The sequence below is a fragment of the Streptomyces sp. NPDC107562 genome, assembly GCF_055657325.1.
On sequence record NZ_JBVKBE010000012.1, the window covers coordinates 240,734 to 257,263 of the forward strand.

The following is a 16,530-nucleotide window of genomic DNA, read 5'->3' on the forward strand; positions in this document are numbered from 1 at the left end:
CCGTGACGCGACCAGCGTCGACGCGTAACGAGGGAGGTCTTCTCATGACTGGGGCGAAGACGGCGGTCGAGTGGCTCGCATCCGTGGCGCCGGACCCCGAGGCCTGTCGGTGGGAATGGGAGCGCAACCCCCAGGGGATCGGGCTGCTGCCCGCCGGCCGCGCCTGGGACGTACTGATCCTGCCGGGCGAGCTCGGCTATCCCACGCTCGACGTCCTCACCCGCATCCTCGACCGACCCGGCCCGGTGCTGGTCGACTTCGGTGACTCCCGGATGGGGTTCTTCGTGCCGCCCGGAACGGCGGCCCGCTGGGTCGGCACGGGCATCCGCACCGCCGGCGCCGGCACCTGGATCGTCGTCCCCTACCCGGGCCGCTCGACCGGCGGGGTGCGCTGGCTGTTCCCCCCGGACGGCTCCGGCACCCTGACGGACCCGACCCTGCTGGAACTGGCGATGCACGAGGCGGCGGCGGGCCTGGCGATGGACAGGGACAGGGAGGGCTAGTCGACGGGAACCCTTGACAAGAGCAATTGGTCTGGACCAAGTTGTGGGCGCTCCACCCTCCAATCCCCCCTTCTCTGGAGGCACTTGTGGACCGCTTCAGACCTCTCGCCCTGCTCGCCGCCGCCGCGCTGACGCTGTCCGGCGTCACCGCGCTCTCGTCGGCCGCCCGTGCGGCCGACGCGGACCTCGCGCGCAACGGCGGCTTCGAGTCCGGTCTCGACGGCTGGGCCTGCTCCGCCGGATCCGGAACGACGGTCGCCTCACCCGTGCGCAGCGGCGCCTCCGCGCTGAGGGCGACCCCGGCCGGCGGCGACAACGCCCGGTGCGCGCAGACGGTGACCGTGAAGCCCGACTCCTCCTACACGCTCAGCGGCTACGTCCGCGGCTCCTACGCCTACCTCGGCGCCTCCGGCACCGGCACCACCGACGTGTCCACCTGGACCCAGTCCGCACCCGACTGGCAGAAGCTGACCACCACCTTCCGCACGGGCCCCGCCACCACCCGCGTCACCGTCTACACCCACGGCTGGTACGGCACCGGGGCCTATCACGCCGACGACATCACGCTGGTCGGACCGGCCGTGGACATCGGGCAGCCGCCCGCCCCGCCGACCGGCCTGAGGACGGGCTCGGTCACGTCCTCCAGCGTCGCCCTGTCCTGGTCGGCGGTGCCGGGCGCCACCGGATACGCCGTGTACCGCGACGGCGCCAAGGTCCAGACGGTGACGGGGACGTCGGCCACCGTGTCCGGCCTCGCGCCCTCGACGGCGTACGGCTTCCAGGTCGCCGCCGTCAACGAGGGGGGCGAGTCGGCGAGGTCGGCGACCGTGACCGCGACGACCGCGCAGGGCGGTGGCGGCACCCCGGGCCTCCCGCCGCACGCGCTGGTGGGCTATCTGCACGCGAGCTTCGCCAACGGCTCCGGCTACACCCGCCTCGCCGACGTCCCCGACAGCTGGGACGTCATCGACCTGGCCTTCGGCGAGCCGACCTCGGTCACCTCCGGGGACATCCGCTTCGACCGCTGCCCGGCGACCGAGTGCCCGAACGTCGAGTCCGACGCCGAGTTCAAGGCGGCGATCCGGGCCAAGCAGGCGGCCGGCAAGAAGGTGCTGATCTCGATCGGCGGCCAGAACGGCCAGGTCCAGCTGACGACCACGGCGGCCCGCGACACCTTCGTCTCCTCGGTGTCGAGGATCATCGACGCGTACGGCCTGGACGGGCTCGACATCGACTTCGAGGGGCACTCGCTGTCCCTGAACGCCGACGACACCGACTTCAAGAACCCGAAGACCCCGGTGATCGTGAACCTGATCTCGGCGCTGAAGTCCCTGAAGGCCCGCTACGGAGACGACTTCGTGCTGACGATGGCGCCGGAGACCTTCTTCGTCCAGCTCGGTTACCAGTACTACGGCACCGGCAAGTGGGGCGGCCAGGACCCGAGGGCGGGCGCCTACCTCCCGGTGATCCACGCGATGCGCGACGACCTCACGCTGCTGCACGTCCAGGACTACAACTCCGGACCGATCATGGGTCTCGACAACCAGTACCACTCCATGGGCGGCGCCGACTTCCACATCGCCATGACCGACATGCTGCTCACCGGTTTCCCCGTGGCCGGCGACCAGAACAACGTCTTCCCGCCGTTGCGGCCGGACCAGATCGCCATCGGCATGCCGGCGTCCGTGAACGCGGGCAACGGCCATGTGGCGCCCGCCGAGGTCGTGAAGACCCTCGACTGCCTGACCAGGAAGGTCAGCTGTGGTTCGTACGCCACCCACGGCACCTGGCCCGCGCTGCGCGGACTGATGACGTGGTCGATCAACTGGGACCGGTTCGCGAACTGGGAGTTCCAGCGGACGTTCGACGGCTACTTCGGGTGAGGCCGTTTCGGATGTGGCCGTTTCGGGTGAGGCCGTTTCGGGTGAGCACCCGCACGTAGCAGGCCAGCAGCACCGTGCAGAGGCACCAGCTGGCCACGACGTCCAGTGGCCAGTGGTAGCCACGGCGGACCAGTCCGCAGGAGACACCGAGCACCACGGCCGCGCAGCCGACGACCAGCGCGCGGCGCGCGGCCGTGGAGCGCAGCAGGGGGAGGAGGAGCAGGGCCGCGCAGCCGTAGGCGACGGCGGCGGTCGCGGTGTGGCCGGACGGGTAGTAGCCGGTGGCCGGTGGGACCACCGGCGTGCCGGGGCGGTCGGTCAGTTCCTTCAGCGGGACGACGAGGGCGGGCACCAGCGCCATCAGCGCGACGGCGGCCGTGCCCGGCAGCCACCAGCGGACCGCCCCCGTCTTCCGGGCCCGCCACGCGGCGTACCCCGCGACCAGGACGAGAACCGGCAGGGCCACCTGGGCGTTGCCGAGATCGGCGAGGAACTCGGAGAGCCGGTCCGGCCGGACCAGGGTGCCGCTGAGCCGCTCGTCCAGGCGCACCAGCGGACCGCCGGCCACGACCTGCCAGGTGATCAGCGCGAAGAGGAGGGCGGGCAGGGCGAGCAGCAGAGGAAACACGGGGACCAGCTTCGCAGGTGGCGACGTGCGGTGACGTGTCGCGCCATAGGTCTGGACCTCTGATGGCGCCGGACACGCGGAAGGGCCGGCGCAAGGGGGGGTGTGCGCCGGCCCTTCAGGGGCGTACCGCTCCCTGGCGGCCGTCCGGACCGGAACGCCGCACGCCCCGGGGGGTTTGGGGCGGGCGACCGTCCGATCGGTGAGGAGATCCGGAGCCGAGGGCACCGGGGTGTGCGCGAGGGCACGACCAGGCCGAAGCTGGGGAGGCCTCGCCCTGTCACCCGCGGTTTCCCGCGGGTGGGGGTGTATCTCTCAACTGAGAAGAACCTACGGCAGGCTCAGCGGGTGCGACAGACGGATTCCCTTCCCGCCATCCACCTCGCACACGTTCTTCACACGCCCCGCCGGGGAGGCGCGGGATGAACGCCCCCGCGCTCAGATGCGCGCGAACGCCTGCTCGATGATGTCGAGGCCCTCGTTCAGCAGGTCCTCGCCGATGACCAGCGGCGGCAGGAAGCGCAGCACGTTGCCGTAGGTGCCACAGGTCAGGACCAGCAGGCCCTCGGCGTGGCAGGCCTTGGCGAGGGCGGCGGTGGCCTGCGCGTCGGGCTCCTTGGTGGCGCGGTCCTTCACCAGCTCGATGGCGATCATGGCGCCCCGGCCGCGGATGTCGCCGATGATGTCGAACTTCTCGGCCATGGCGGCGAGGCGGCTCTTCATGATCGCCTCGATGTTCTTCGCCTTGGCGTTGAGGTCCAGCTCCTTCATCGTCTCGATCGCGCCGAGCGCGCCGGCGCAGGCGACCGGGTTGCCCCCGTAGGTGCCGCCCAGGCCGCCGGAGTGCGCGGCGTCCATGATCTCGGCGCGGCCGGTGACGGCGGCGAGCGGCAGACCGCCCGCGATGCCCTTGGCGGTGGTGATCAGGTCCGGGACGATGCCCTCGTCCTCGCAGGCGAACCACTGGCCGGTGCGGCAGAAGCCGGACTGGATCTCGTCGGCGACGAAGACGATGCCGTTGTCGTTCGCGAACTTCACGATCTCCGGCAGGAAGCCCTTGGCCGGCTCGATGAAGCCGCCCTCACCGAGAACCGGCTCGATGATGATCGCGGCGACGTTGTCCGCGCCGACCTGCTTGCTGATCTGGTCGATGGCCTGCTTGGCGGCCTCCGGTCCGGCGTTCTCCGGGCCGGTCGGCCAGCGGTAGGCGTAGGCCACCGGGACCCGGTAGACCTCCGGCGCGAACGGGCCGAAGCCGTGCTTGTACGGCATGTTCTTGGAGGTCAGCGCCATGGTGAGGTTGGTGCGACCGTGGTAGCCGTGGTCGAAGACCACGACGGCCTGGCGCTTGGTGTGCGCACGGGCGATCTTGACGGCGTTCTCGACGGCCTCGGCGCCGGAGTTGAACAGGGCGGTCTTCTTGGCGTGGTCGCCCGGCGTCAGCTCGGCCAGGGCCTCGGCGACCTCGACGTAGCCCTCGTACGGCGTGACCATGAAGCAGGTGTGCGTGAAGTCGGCGAGCTGCGCGCTCGCACGGCGTACGACGGCCTCGGCGGACGCGCCGACGGAGGTCACGGCGATGCCGGATCCGAAGTCGATCAGGCGGTTGCCGTCGACGTCCTCGATGATCCCGCCGCCCGCGCGCGCGGTGAACACCGGCAGCACGGAGCCGACGCCCTGGGCGACCACGGCGGTACGGCGGGCCTGCAGCTCCTGCGACTTCGGGCCGGGGATGGCGGTGACGACGCGGCGCTCCTGCGGGATTGCGGTCATGAGGGCTCCCTGATGATCGTGCAAACCGGTGATTCCGGACGAAACCGGATGTTCCGGGTGGGGATTTCGGACACTTGCCTTGTTTCTTCGCAGGCTAGGGCCGGGAACGGGGTCGGGGCATGCTCCATGTGGGCGGTGTCGCGGGAACGGCTTGTCCGTGGTGGACATGGCGAGCCGGGGGACCCTCCGACGCGACCCGAGCACGCAATCGACGAACTCCCCTTGCGGGGGCGTTAGATTGGCTCGCGGACGGTGGACGGAGCGGCTGCTCAGGGGGCAAGGGCGATGGACAGCGACGGGACGCAGGACGCGCGGCGCGCACAGGCGAACCCGGTGCCGCGGCCGGCGGGGCCTCCCGCCGTGCCACCGAGGCCCTCGGCGCCGCCCCGGCCCGACGGCTCCGCCTTCCTGGGCTGGCTGCGTACACCCCGGCCCGAGGCGGCACCCGGCGTGTGGCGGTTCGGGCACCGGCCGCGGCCGGAGGAGGAGCCGGAGGTGATTCCCGGGCGGCAGTTGATCAGTGGTGCGCTGATCTCGCTTCTGGTGGGGTGGCTGATCTGGTCGCTGCTCCAGAACGGCTATCTGGGAACGTGGTGGTGGATCCCCTTCGACCTGATCACTCCGGGGTCCTGGCGGGGCGGGGACAGTGAGATCGGCCGTGTCGGCAATGCCCTCGTGTACCGCGGGTATCAGGTGCTTGTCTTCCTGGTCATCATGGTCGGAGCGGCTCGCCTCGGCCGGTGGGGCGAGGCGTGGCGCCGCTTCGTCGTCCCCCGTTTCCGGCGGCCGCAGCAACCTGCGACGACCCGTGTCCTCGCGGACGACCCGGCCGACTGGGGCCACCTCCGCGCCGCCGGTGCCGTGGACGCCGCCGACCGGCTCGGCGCCGACGCGCGCTCCGGTCTGATGCGGGACGTCGACCACGCCCGCATCACCCGCGCCTGGCAGGGCGTTCGCAGTGGTCGGCACAGCCTGGCCACCTTCACCGGCGCGGTCCTCAAGGACGGCGCCGCCGCCTGCCTGCATCCCTCGGGCGACCGCGACCTGCCCGCCCGGCTCGCCCGCCACGACCTGCTCACCGGCCAGGTCCGGCTCGGCACCACCGCCGATGACCCCCGCAACCCCTACGCCTATCGCGGCACCGGCCTCGCCCTCGGCCCCGACCTGCTCGGCACCTCGCTCCTCGCCGTCGGCCCGGCGGGCTCGGGCAAGACCGGCACCGTCGTCCGTCCGCTCGCCGAGTCGCTGTGCCTGCATGCCCTCGCCGGGCGGGCGGCCGTCGTCGTGGTCGGCGCGGCGGGCGCGGGGCTCGGGCCGGCCGACGCCTACGACGTCGTCGTACGTATCGGGAACCCGGACTCCGTCCACGATCTCGACCTGTACGGCGGCACCACGGACCCCGACGAGGCCGCCGCCGTACTGGCCGAGGCGCTCGTCGGGGACCTCGCCGACCCGCACCCCGGCAGCGACAGCCGCCGCTCCACCACGGTGCTGGCGCAGCTCCTCGGCCCGTTCCGCGCGGTCCACGGCCGCTTCCCCTCCGTACCCGAGCTGCGTCAGCTCCTCGACGGGACGCCCGGACCGATGAGCGAGCTGCGCGCGGCGCTGCAGGACGCCGGGCAGGAGTCGCTGCTGCGCGAGCTTGACGCCCGCGAACGGCAGATGGGACGGCCGGAAGACGTGGCCGGGGTGCTCGCCGACCGGGTGGCGCTGCTCGACCGCCCCGCCTTCGCCGGCTTCTTCGACACCTCCGGCCAGTCGCATCCGTTCTCGCTCAAGGCGCTCGACCACCCCGTCCGGGTCCGCATCGATCTGCCCGAACGGGGACACGCGGACGCCTCCCGGATCCTGGCGCGGCTGGTCCTCGCCCAGTTCACGGCGAGCGTGGTCGTACGGGAGGACCGGTCGCTGTTCGCCTGCCTGGTCCTGGACGACGCGACGGGCGTCGTGACGCCGGAGGCCGTGCGGGGCATCCAGCGGCTGCGCTCGGCGCACGCCGGGACCGTGCTGACGCTGCGCACCCTCGACGACGTGCCGCGCCCGCTGCGGGGGCCGCTGCTGGGCACCACCGGATGCCGGGTCGCGCTGTCCGGGCTCACCCCGTGGGACGGTCAGGACTTCGCCGACGTGTGGGGCAAGGAGTGGACCGAGGCGCGGGATGTCACCGACCGGCAGATCATCGCCGAGACCCCGGCGGGCAAGGCCGTGCACATGCTGCGCCGGGTGATCACCGGCAAGGCGCCCACCGCGCGGGCGGTCACCGTCCGGCAGGTCGAGCGGGAGCGGTGGTCGGCGTCCGAGTTGGCGCACGCGGTGCCGCCCGGGCACGCCGTGCTCTCGTTGACGAGTGTCGAGGGGGAGCACGCGCCGCCCTTGCTGGTGGACCTGCGCGGCTGAGGGATCGGGGGCGCCGGGACCGTACGGTAAGGCAGAATCGACACAGGTCGTTCATACGCGGCGGCCAAAAGATCACAACGATCCGCCGATCTCCGTAGACCCGCAGCGCACCCCGACCTGAAGGCCTCATGCCCCCCACGCTCGCCTCCCTCGTCCACCACTCCGCGCTGAAGCTCACCGTGCGGGCCGGCGAGGGCCGCCTGGACGTGCCCGTGCGCTGGGCGCACGTCAGCGAGCTCGCCGACCCCGTGCCGTACATGGAGGGCGGCGAGCTGCTGCTGATCACCGCGCTCAAGCTGGACGCGGAGGATCCGCAGGCCATGCGGCGCTATGTGAAGCGGCTGGCCGGAGCGGGCGTCGTCGGTCTGGGCTTCGCCGTCGGGGTCAACTACGAGGAGACCCCCGGGGCGCTCGTCGACGCGGCCGAGGAGGCGGGGCTGCCCCTGCTGGAGGTCCCCCGCCGGACCCCGTTCCTCGCCATCACCAAGGCCGTGTCGGCCGCCATCGCCGCCGACCAGTACCGGGCGGTGACCGCGGGCTTCGCGGCCCAGCGCGAGCTGACGCGGCAGGCGCAGAGCGAGGGCCCCGAGGGACTGCTCGCCGTGCTGGCCGCTCAGATCGACGGATGGGCGGCGCTCTACGACGCCTCGGGCGCCGTCGTCGCCGCCGCGCCGGAGTGGGCCGGCCGCCGGGCCGCCCGGCTCACGGCGGACGTGGAGCGGCTGCGCGAGCGCGCCGCGCCGGCCAGCTCGGTCGTCGGCGGTCCCGAGCACGAGGACCGGGTGGAGCTGCACACCATCGGCACCGGCCGCCGCCCCCGCGCCGCCCTCGCCGTCGGCACCGCCGCCGCCCCCGGCACCGCCGAGCGCTACGCCCTGCACTCCGCGATCGCCCTGCTCACCCTGACCACCGAACGCTCCCGCTCCCTGCGGGCGGCCGAGCACCGGATCGGGGCGGCCGTGCTGCGGATGCTGCTCGCCGGGCAGCCCGACCACGCCCGCGCCGTCGCCGGTGACCTCTACGGCGGCCTCCTCGACGCGCCCTACCGGATCGTCCTCGCCGAGTGCGCCACCGGGCACGCGGGCATCGCCGAGGCGGTCGACGCCGCCGCGGCCCGGTCCGGGGAGTCGGTCCTGGCCGTGCCCGAGGGGGACGGCGACCGGCTGGTGGTGCTGGCCGCGGACGGGGGCGCCGCGGTCGGGGCGTGCCTGGAGTACGCGGCGGCACGGGAGGCCGCGAGGGCGGGCCAGGAGCCGACGGTGGGGGAGGAGGGCGACCTGGTCGTCGGCCTCTCCGCGCCGGCCGGCCCGGTCGCGGCGGCCGCCGCCTACAAGCAGGCCGAGCAGGCGCTCTCGGTGGCCCGGCGCCGGGGCCGGGTACTGGTCGAGCACGAGCAGGTCGCGGCCGGTTCCGTCCTGCCGCTCCTGGCCGACGACGCGGTCCGGGCCTTCGCGGACGGCCTGCTGCGCGCCCTGCACGAGCACGACGCCACCGGGCGCGGCGACCTGGTCGCCTCCCTGCGGGCCTGGCTGTCCCGGCACGGCCAGTGGGACGCGGCAGCCGCCGACCTCGGCGTCCACCGGCACACCCTGCGCTACCGGATGCGGCGTGTGGAGGAGATCCTCGGACGGTCGCTGGACGATCCGGACGTGCGGATGGAGCTGTGGCTGGCGCTGAAGGCGACATCGGCGGAGTAGCCGCTGCGTGCCGAGGCCGGACGGCAGTCCAAACCGTCGTACCCGGGCCCCGCACTGCTACGGATCGGACAACCGCGCCGCGCGCCCTCCCGACCTACCGTTGACCTGGAACGCCGTACTCCAGCACACCTCGACGCACACCTCAACGCGGAAGGGCCGGGACTCCTATGACCGCCACCCACGCCTTCTGGCTCGCCGGCCGCCAGGCCACCGGCCAGGACAGCTTCGACGTCACCTCCCCGTGGGACGGCCGGCTCGTCGGCCAGGTCAGCGTGCCCACCGACGCCCAGGTCGAGGAGGCCGTGGCCGCCGCGTACGCCGTGCGGGACGAGTTCGCCGCCACCCCGGCGCACGTCCGTGCCGCCGCCCTCGACCACGTGAGCAGGCGGCTGGTCGAGCGCACCGAGGAGATAGCCGAGCTGATCTCCGCCGAGAACGGCAAGCCGATCAGGTGGGCGCGCGGCGAGGTCGGCCGTGCGGTGTCCGTGTTCCGCTTCGCCGCCGAGGAGGCCCGCCGGTTCAACGGCGGTGACGCCCAGCGCCTCGACACCGACGCCGGCGGCCAGGGCCGCCTCGCCCTGACCCGGCGCTTCCCGAAGGGTGTCGTCCTCGGCATCGCGCCGTTCAACTTCCCGCTCAACCTGTGCGCCCACAAGGTCGCCCCGGCCATCGCCGCGGGCGCCCCGATCATCCTCAAGCCGGCGCCGGCCACCCCGCTCTCCGGCCTGATCATCGGTGACCTGCTCGCCGAGACGGAGCTTCCGGCCGGTTCCTGGAGCATCCTGCCGGTGCCCAACGAGGCCATGCCGGCGCTGGTCCAGGACGAGCGCCTCCCCGTCATCTCCTTCACCGGTTCCGAGAAGGTCGGCTACGCGATCATGGACTCGGTCCCGCGCAAGCACTGCACCCTGGAGCTGGGCGGCAACGGCGCGGCCGTCGTCCTCGCCGACTACGCCTCCGAGGAGGACCTGGACTGGGCGGCAAACCGCATCGCCACCTTCTCCAACTACCAGGGCGGCCAGTCCTGCATCTCGGTGCAGCGGGTGATCGCCGACGCCGCCGTGTACGACCGTCTCCTCCCGCGCATCGTCGCCGCCGTCGAGGCCCAGGTGAGCGGCGACCCCGCCGACGAAAGGACGGACGTCGGCCCGCTGGTCAGCGAGGACGCCGCCCGGCGCGTCGAGTCCTGGGTCGACGAGGCGGTCGGCAAGGGCGCCAAGCTGCTCACGGGCGGTGAGCGCGACGGCGCCTCCTACGCGCCGACCGTCCTCACCGAGGTGCCGGCCGACGCCACCCTCGCCTGCGAGGAGATCTTCGGCCCTGTCCTGACGGTGCAGCGGGTGAACGGCGAGGCCGAGGCCTTCGCCGCCGTCAACGACTCCAAGTACGGCCTCCAGGCGGGCGTGTTCACCCGCGACCTCCAGGCCGCCTTCCGCGCCCACCGTGCCCTGGAGGTCGGGGGCGTCGTGATCGGCGACGCCCCCTCCTACCGCGCCGACCAGATGCCGTACGGCGGTGTCAAGCAGTCCGGCGTGGGCCGCGAGGGCGTGCGCTTCGCGATGGACGACTACACCTACGAGCGCGTCCTGGTCCTCACCGGCCTGGCCCTCTGACACCTCCCGACCCGATGGCCGGAGCCCACTGTGCGGGGGCTCCGGCCGTCGTCGTGCGTGGCGTGCGCGGGCGGCCCGCCCGGCCGGTTCGCCGGCCGCGCTTCCCGCTCAGCCGGAGCCACCCGTACGGCGCAAGCGGGCCGGCGCGCCCGGTCCTGCCCCGACGCCCCGGGCGCCGCGCCGGTGAGGGCGGGGCCGGGACCTGCGCGCGGCGTCCCGTTCTCGCCACGGCGCGTGCGCGCGGGGTGGTGGCCCTGCCCCGGATCGGGTACATACGAACGGGTAGCACCCGTCGGTAACCATGACGGACCTGATCCCTCTTCACGGCGAGGTGAGCCTCATGTCCGCAGCTCCCACCCCCCGACCCACCGTCACCGAACGTGAGGCCCGCCAGGTGGCCGAGGCGGCCCGCGAACAGGACTGGCGCAAGCCCAGCTTCGCCAAGGAACTGTTCCTCGGACGCTTCCGCCTCGACCTCATCCACCCGCATCCGCTGCCGCCCGACGAGGACGCCCAGCGCGGCGAGGAGTTCCTCACCAAACTCCGCGACTTCTGCGAGACGAAGATCGACTCCGCGACCATCGAGCGGGACGCGCGGATCCCCGACGACGTGATCGACGGGCTCAAGGAGCTCGGTGCCCTCGGCATGAAGATCGACACGAAGTACGGCGGACTGGGCCTGACGCAGGTGTACTACAACAAGGCCCTCGCTCTGGTCGGTTCCGCCAACCCGGCCGTCGGCGCCCTGCTGAGCGCGCACCAGTCGATCGGCGTACCGCAGCCGCTGAAGCTCTTCGGCACCCAGGAGCAGAAGGACGTCTTCCTGCCGCGCTGCGCCCGCACCGACATCTCCGCGTTCCTGCTGACCGAACCGGACGTCGGCTCCGACCCGGCCCGGCTGGCCACCACCGCGGTGCCGGACGGCGACGACTACGTCCTCGACGGCGTGAAGCTCTGGACGACCAACGGGGTCGTCGCCGATCTGCTGGTCGTGATGGCCCGCGTGCCGAAGTCGGAGGGGCACAAGGGCGGCATCACGGCGTTCGTGGTGGAGGCCTCCTCGGAGGGCGTCACCGTCGAGAACCGCAACGCCTTCATGGGCCTGCGCGGCCTGGAGAACGGGGTCACCCGCTTCCACCAGGTCCGCGTCCCGGCCGCCAACCGGATCGGCCCCGAGGGTGCCGGCCTCAAGATCGCGCTCACCACGCTGAACACGGGCCGGCTGTCGCTGCCCGCGATGTGCGTCGGCGCCGGCAAGTGGTGTCTGAAGATCGCCCGGGAGTGGTCGGCCGCCCGCGAGCAGTGGGGCAAGCCGGTGGCGCTGCACGAGGCGGTCGGCTCGAAGATCGCGTTCATCGCGGCCACCACCTTCGCGCTGGAGGCCGTCGTGGACCTGTCGTCCCAGATGGCCGACGAGGACCGCAACGACATCCGCATCGAGGCGGCCCTCGCCAAGCTCTACGGCTCCGAGATGGCCTGCCTGATGGCCGACGAACTGGTCCAGATCCGCGGCGGCCGCGGCTTCGAGACCGCCGAGTCGCTGCGGGCGCGCGGAGAGCGCGCGGTCCCGGCCGAGCAGATCCTGCGCGACCTCAGGATCAACCGCATCTTCGAGGGCTCCACCGAGATCATGCACCTGCTGATCGCCCGCGAGGCGGTCGACGCCCACCTCTCGGTCGCCGGTGACCTGATCGACCCGGACAAGTCCCTGCAGGACAAGGCGAAGGCGGGCGCGCAGGCCGGTGTCTTCTACGCCAAGTGGCTGCCGAAGCTGGTGGCCGGGGCGGGCCAGCTCCCGGCGTCGTACGGGGAGTTCAAGCACGGCATCGACCTCTCGCCGCATCTGCGCTACGTCGAGCGCACCTCCCGCAAGCTGGCCCGGTCCACCTTCTACGCGATGTCCCGCTGGCAGGGCCGGATGGAGACCAAGCAGGGCTTCCTGGGGCGGGTCGTGGACATCGGCGCCGAGCTGTTCGCGATGAGCGCGGCCTGCGTCCGCGCCGAACTCCTGCGCAGCCGGGGCGAGCACGGCCGCGAGGCCTACCAGCTCGCCGACGCCTTCTGCCGGCAGTCGCGCATCCGCGTCGACGAGCTCTTCGGCCGGCTGTGGACCAACACCGACGACCTCGACCGCAAGGTGGTCAAGAACGTCCTGGCCGGCGGCTACGAGTGGCTGGAGCAGGGCATCGTCGACCCCTCGGGCGACGGACCGTGGATCGCGGACGCGACCCCCGGCCCGAGCCGTAAGGAGAACCTGCACCGGCCGATCAGGTGAGGCCCCGCGCGCGGCGGGTGCGGGTCGGCCCCCGCACCCGCCGCGGCGCGTCAGCACCACTTGTCGCTGGGGTCCCGCGTCGTCCACGAGCAGGTGTCGACCCTGGCGCCGTTGGCCTTGGTCAGCGTGGCCGTGTCGCTGGTGTTGTTCCAGACGTACCAGCCGCGGTCCTGGTACTTGTTCGTCGAGGTGTCCCGGCCGGTGCCGGTGCGCACCTTCAGTGTCTTGCCGGCCCCGATCCGCACGTTCGGGAAGACGTACCGGTGGTTCGCCTTGTCCTTGAGCACCCAGCCCTTCAGGGCGATCGCCGAGCGGCTGGTGTTCTTGATCTCCACCCACTCGCCGTTGAGGCTGGAGTTGGAGCCGGTGTCCGAACCCGGGCTGTCGAACCAGACGTGCCGCAGGACCACACCGCCGGCCGCCTGGGCCGGGGTGCTGAGAACGGTGCCGGTGAGCGCCATGGCGCCCGCGAGTGCGGGCAGGGCGAAAGCAGCGCGTACGCGCATGGAGATATCCCCCCAGGATGTCGTCCGTGACCGGCCGTCGTGCCGGCCAGGAGTGAAGTGTTATCACATGATCTTCACGTCAGCTTCACACATGGGGAAACCGGGTCCATTCGGCCGGGAACGGGCACGTCCGGACCGGCAGGCACCCGCGTGAGGGGCACCCTGCTCCGGCCCGGCATCCGTTGCGGCAACAATGGGGGCATGAGCGACAGCCCAGCCCCTCTCGCAGACCCGCACCTCGTCTACGACCCGGTGACGGGCGACGGCCCGAAGGACGTCGTCATTCTCGGCTCCACGGGGTCGATCGGCACCCAGGCCATCGACCTCGTCCTGCGCAACCCGGACCGCTTCCGGGTCACCGGCCTGTCCGCCAACGGCGGCCGCGTCGCCCTCCTCGCCGAGCAGGCCCACCGGCTCCGGGTGCCGACCGTCGCCGTGGCCCGCGAGGACGTCGTGCCGGCGCTGCGGGAGGCGCTCAGCGCGCACTACGGCGCGGGAGAGCCGCTGCCGGAGATCCTCGCCGGCCCGGACGCGGCCACGCAGATCGCCGCCTCCGACTGCCACACCGTGCTGAACGGCATCACCGGGTCCATCGGCCTCGCCCCGACCCTCGCCGCCCTGGAGGCGGGCCGCACCCTCGCGCTCGCCAACAAGGAGTCGCTCATCGTGGGCGGCCCGCTGGTCAAGGCGCTCGCCGAGCCCGGCCAGATCATCCCGGTCGACTCCGAGCACGCGGCGCTGTTCCAGTCGCTCGCCGCCGGCACCCGCGCCGACGTGCGCAAGCTCGTCGTCACCGCCTCCGGCGGCCCCTTCCGCGGCCGGAGCAGGGCGGAGCTGGCGCACGTGACCGTCGAGGACGCCCTGGCCCACCCCACCTGGGCGATGGGACCGGTGATCACGATCAACTCCGCGACCCTCGTCAACAAGGGTCTCGAAGTCATCGAGGCACATCTGCTGTACGACATTCCCTTCGAACGCATTGAGGTGGTCGTGCATCCGCAGTCGTATGTCCACTCGATGGTTGAGTTCACGGACGGATCCACGATCGCCCAGGCGACGCCCCCGGACATGCGCGGGCCCATCGCCATCGGCCTCGGCTGGCCCGAACGCGTCCCCGACGCGGCCCCCGCCTTCGACTGGAGCACGGCGTCCACCTGGGAGTTCTTCCCGCTGGACACGGACGCCTTCCCCTCGGTCGGGCTCGCCCGGCACGTCGGAGAGCTCGCGGGCACCGCCCCGGCGGTGTTCAATGCCGCCAACGAGGAGTGCGTGGACGCCTTCCTGCGGGGCGCGCTGCCGTTCAACGGGATCATGGAGACCGTCACCCGGGTCGTGGACGAGCACGGCAGCCCGGGCACGGGAACCTCGCTCACCGTGCCGGACGTCCTCGAAGCGGAGACCTGGGCCCGCGCCCGGGCCCGTGAACTGACCGAGCGGACCGGAAACACGGCACAGACCGGAAACACGGCGCAGACAGCCACCGCGGAGGCGCGTGCATGACGACCTTGATGATGATCCTCGGCATAGTCGTGTTCGCGGTCGGCCTGCTGGTCTCGATCGCGTGGCACGAGCTGGGGCATCTGTCCACGGCCAAGCTGTTCGGGATCCGCGTCCCGCAGTACATGGTCGGCTTCGGCCCGACGATCTTCTCCCGCACCAAGGGCGAGACCGAGTACGGCGTGAAGGCCATCCCGTTCGGCGGGTACATCCGCATGATCGGCATGTTCCCGCCCGGCCCCGACGGCCGCATGGAGGCACGCTCCACCTCGCCGTGGCGCGGCATGATCGAGGATGCCCGCTCGGCCGCCTTCGAGGAGCTGCGCCCCGGCGACGAGTCCCGCATGTTCTACACGCGCAAGCCGTGGAAGCGGGTCGTCGTGATGTTCGCGGGCCCGTTCATGAACCTCGTCATGGCGGTCGTGCTCTTCCTCATCGTGCTGATGGGCTTCGGCATCTCGCAGCAGACCACCAGCGTCAGTTCGGTGTCCCAGTGCGTGATCGCACAGAGCGAGAACCGCGACAAGTGCACCTCGGCGGACAAGCCCTCCCCGGCCGCCGCGGCCGGCCTGAAGGCGGGCGACAGGATCGTCGCCTTCGACGGGGTGCGCACCGACGAGTGGAACGAGCTCTCCGACCTGATCCGCGCCCACCCCGGCAAGGAGGTGCCGATCGTCGTCGAGCGCAAGGGCGAGGAAGTCACCCTGAGCGCGACGATCGCGACCAACCAGGTCGCCAAGAAGGACTCCGACGGCCAGATCGTCCAGGGCGAGTACGTCAACGCCGGCTTCCTCGGCTTCAGCGCCGCCACCGGCGTCGTCCGGCAGGACTTCGACGAGTCCCTGGTGTGGATGGGCGACCGGATCGACGAGGCCGTGGACTCCCTCGCCGCCCTGCCCAGCAAGATCCCGGCCCTGTGGAACGCCGCGTTCGACGGCGCCGAACGGGAGCCGGACTCCCCGATGGGCGTGGTCGGCGCGGCCCGCGTCGGCGGCGAGATCTTCACCCTCGACATCCCGCCCACCCAGCAGCTGGCCATGGCCCTGATGCTGGTCGCCGGATTCAACCTCTCGCTGTTCCTGTTCAACATGCTCCCGCTGCTCCCGCTCGACGGCGGTCACATCGCGGGCGCCCTGTGGGAGTCGCTGCGGCGGAACCTGGCGAAGGTGCTGCGCCGTCCGGACCCGGGTCCGTTCGACGTGGCGAAGCTGATGCCCGTCGCCTACGTGGTCGCCGGGATCTTCATCTGCTTCACGCTCTTGGTGCTCATCGCCGACGTGGTCAACCCGGTGAGAATCTCCTAGCCGTACGGAGTTGGTGGCGGCCCGGCACCGTGGGTGCCGGGCCGCCTTCCATCGAGTGGGTTTAAGCGGGCGGGATGTGCTGACGACCGAAGGCGTGCCGTAATCTCGAAGCCTGGAGCCCGCTGCTGACGGGACCGGATCTTGATCCACGACTTGGGGTTGCACAGCAGATGACTGCGATTTCTCTCGGCATGCCGTCCGTTCCGACCAAGCTCGCCGAGCGCCGCAAGAGCCGGCAGATCCAGGTCGGCACGGTGCCGGTCGGCGGGGACGCCCCGGTCTCCGTCCAGTCCATGACGACGACGCGTACGTCGGACATCGGTGCCACGCTCCAGCAGATCGCCGAGCTGACGGCTTCCGGCTGCCAGATCGTGCGGGTGGCGTGTCCGACGCAGGACGACGCGGACGCGCTGGCGACCATCGCGCGCAAGTCGCAGATCCCGGTGATCGCGGACAT

At 72.1% G+C, this 16,530-nt stretch carries 12 protein-coding genes; 9 read left to right on the plus strand and 3 right to left on the minus strand.

What is annotated here, in order from left to right:
- Positions 1-44: 44 nt before the first annotated feature.
- Both ACZ7LV_RS29140 and ACZ7LV_RS29145 read left to right on the plus strand, forming a co-directional pair.
- A complete protein-coding gene (locus ACZ7LV_RS29140; RefSeq protein WP_471943570.1) occupies positions 45-503 on the plus strand; it encodes a bifunctional DNA primase/polymerase in 459 nt (152 codons plus the stop codon).
- Between the two features lie 86 nt (positions 504-589).
- Positions 590-2,386 carry a chitinase gene (locus ACZ7LV_RS29145; RefSeq protein WP_471943572.1) on the plus strand — a complete coding sequence of 599 codons (1,797 nt, stop codon included), beginning with the start codon at positions 590-592 and terminating at the stop codon, positions 2,384-2,386.
- Here the strand turns inward: ACZ7LV_RS29145 and ACZ7LV_RS29150 are convergent.
- Complete coding sequence (locus ACZ7LV_RS29150; RefSeq protein ID WP_471943574.1) at positions 2,325-3,014, minus strand: phosphatase PAP2 family protein; 690 nt, start codon at positions 3,012-3,014, stop codon at positions 2,325-2,327. The two genes, ACZ7LV_RS29145 and ACZ7LV_RS29150, sit on opposite strands and share 62 nt — an antisense overlap.
- 435 nt (positions 3,015-3,449) lie before the next feature.
- Positions 3,450-4,784 (minus strand): 4-aminobutyrate--2-oxoglutarate transaminase, encoded by a 1,335-nt coding sequence (gene gabT / locus ACZ7LV_RS29155; protein WP_471943576.1) that lies wholly within the window; start codon positions 4,782-4,784, stop codon positions 3,450-3,452.
- A 285-nt stretch (positions 4,785-5,069) separates the two neighbouring features.
- Here gabT and ACZ7LV_RS29160 point away from each other — a divergent pair, with 285 nt between their 5' ends.
- The 4 genes from ACZ7LV_RS29160 (at position 5,070) to ACZ7LV_RS29175 (ending at position 12,766) form a co-directional block, all read left to right on the plus strand.
- Positions 5,070-7,181, plus strand: coding sequence for an ATP-binding protein (locus ACZ7LV_RS29160; protein WP_471943578.1), 2,112 nt, complete (start codon positions 5,070-5,072; stop codon positions 7,179-7,181).
- Positions 7,182-7,309: 128 nt separating this feature from the next.
- On the plus strand, positions 7,310-8,878 hold the full coding sequence (locus ACZ7LV_RS29165) for a PucR family transcriptional regulator (protein WP_471943579.1): 1,569 nt from the start codon (positions 7,310-7,312) through the stop codon (positions 8,876-8,878).
- A gap of 167 nt (positions 8,879-9,045) precedes the next feature.
- Positions 9,046-10,491 (plus strand): aldehyde dehydrogenase family protein, encoded by a 1,446-nt coding sequence (locus tag ACZ7LV_RS29170; RefSeq protein WP_471943581.1) that lies wholly within the window; start codon positions 9,046-9,048, stop codon positions 10,489-10,491.
- A 340-nt stretch (positions 10,492-10,831) separates the two neighbouring features.
- Entirely contained in the window at positions 10,832-12,766 is a 1,935-nt protein-coding gene (locus ACZ7LV_RS29175; RefSeq protein ID WP_471943582.1) for an acyl-CoA dehydrogenase family protein, read from the plus strand.
- 50 nt (positions 12,767-12,816) lie between these two features.
- On the opposite strand, the gene ACZ7LV_RS29180 is transcribed toward ACZ7LV_RS29175, so the two are convergent.
- Positions 12,817-13,272 (minus strand): lamin tail domain-containing protein, encoded by a 456-nt coding sequence (locus tag ACZ7LV_RS29180; RefSeq protein WP_471943584.1) that lies wholly within the window; start codon positions 13,270-13,272, stop codon positions 12,817-12,819.
- A gap of 201 nt (positions 13,273-13,473) precedes the next feature.
- Between ACZ7LV_RS29180 and dxr the strand changes: the two genes are divergently transcribed.
- From dxr to ACZ7LV_RS29195, 3 genes are all read left to right on the plus strand, one after another.
- Positions 13,474-14,772 carry a 1-deoxy-D-xylulose-5-phosphate reductoisomerase gene (gene dxr / locus ACZ7LV_RS29185; protein WP_471943585.1) on the plus strand — a complete coding sequence of 433 codons (1,299 nt, stop codon included), beginning with the start codon at positions 13,474-13,476 and terminating at the stop codon, positions 14,770-14,772.
- An 8-nt stretch (positions 14,773-14,780) separates the two neighbouring features.
- The gene (locus ACZ7LV_RS29190) at positions 14,781-16,073 is read left to right on the plus strand and encodes a M50 family metallopeptidase (protein WP_471943610.1); all 1,293 of its coding nucleotides are present in this window, start codon (positions 14,781-14,783) and stop codon (positions 16,071-16,073) included.
- A gap of 170 nt (positions 16,074-16,243) precedes the next feature.
- Positions 16,244-16,530, plus strand: a 287-nt coding sequence (locus ACZ7LV_RS29195; RefSeq protein WP_471943587.1) for a flavodoxin-dependent (E)-4-hydroxy-3-methylbut-2-enyl-diphosphate synthase, incomplete at its 3' end; no start/stop codon positions are given.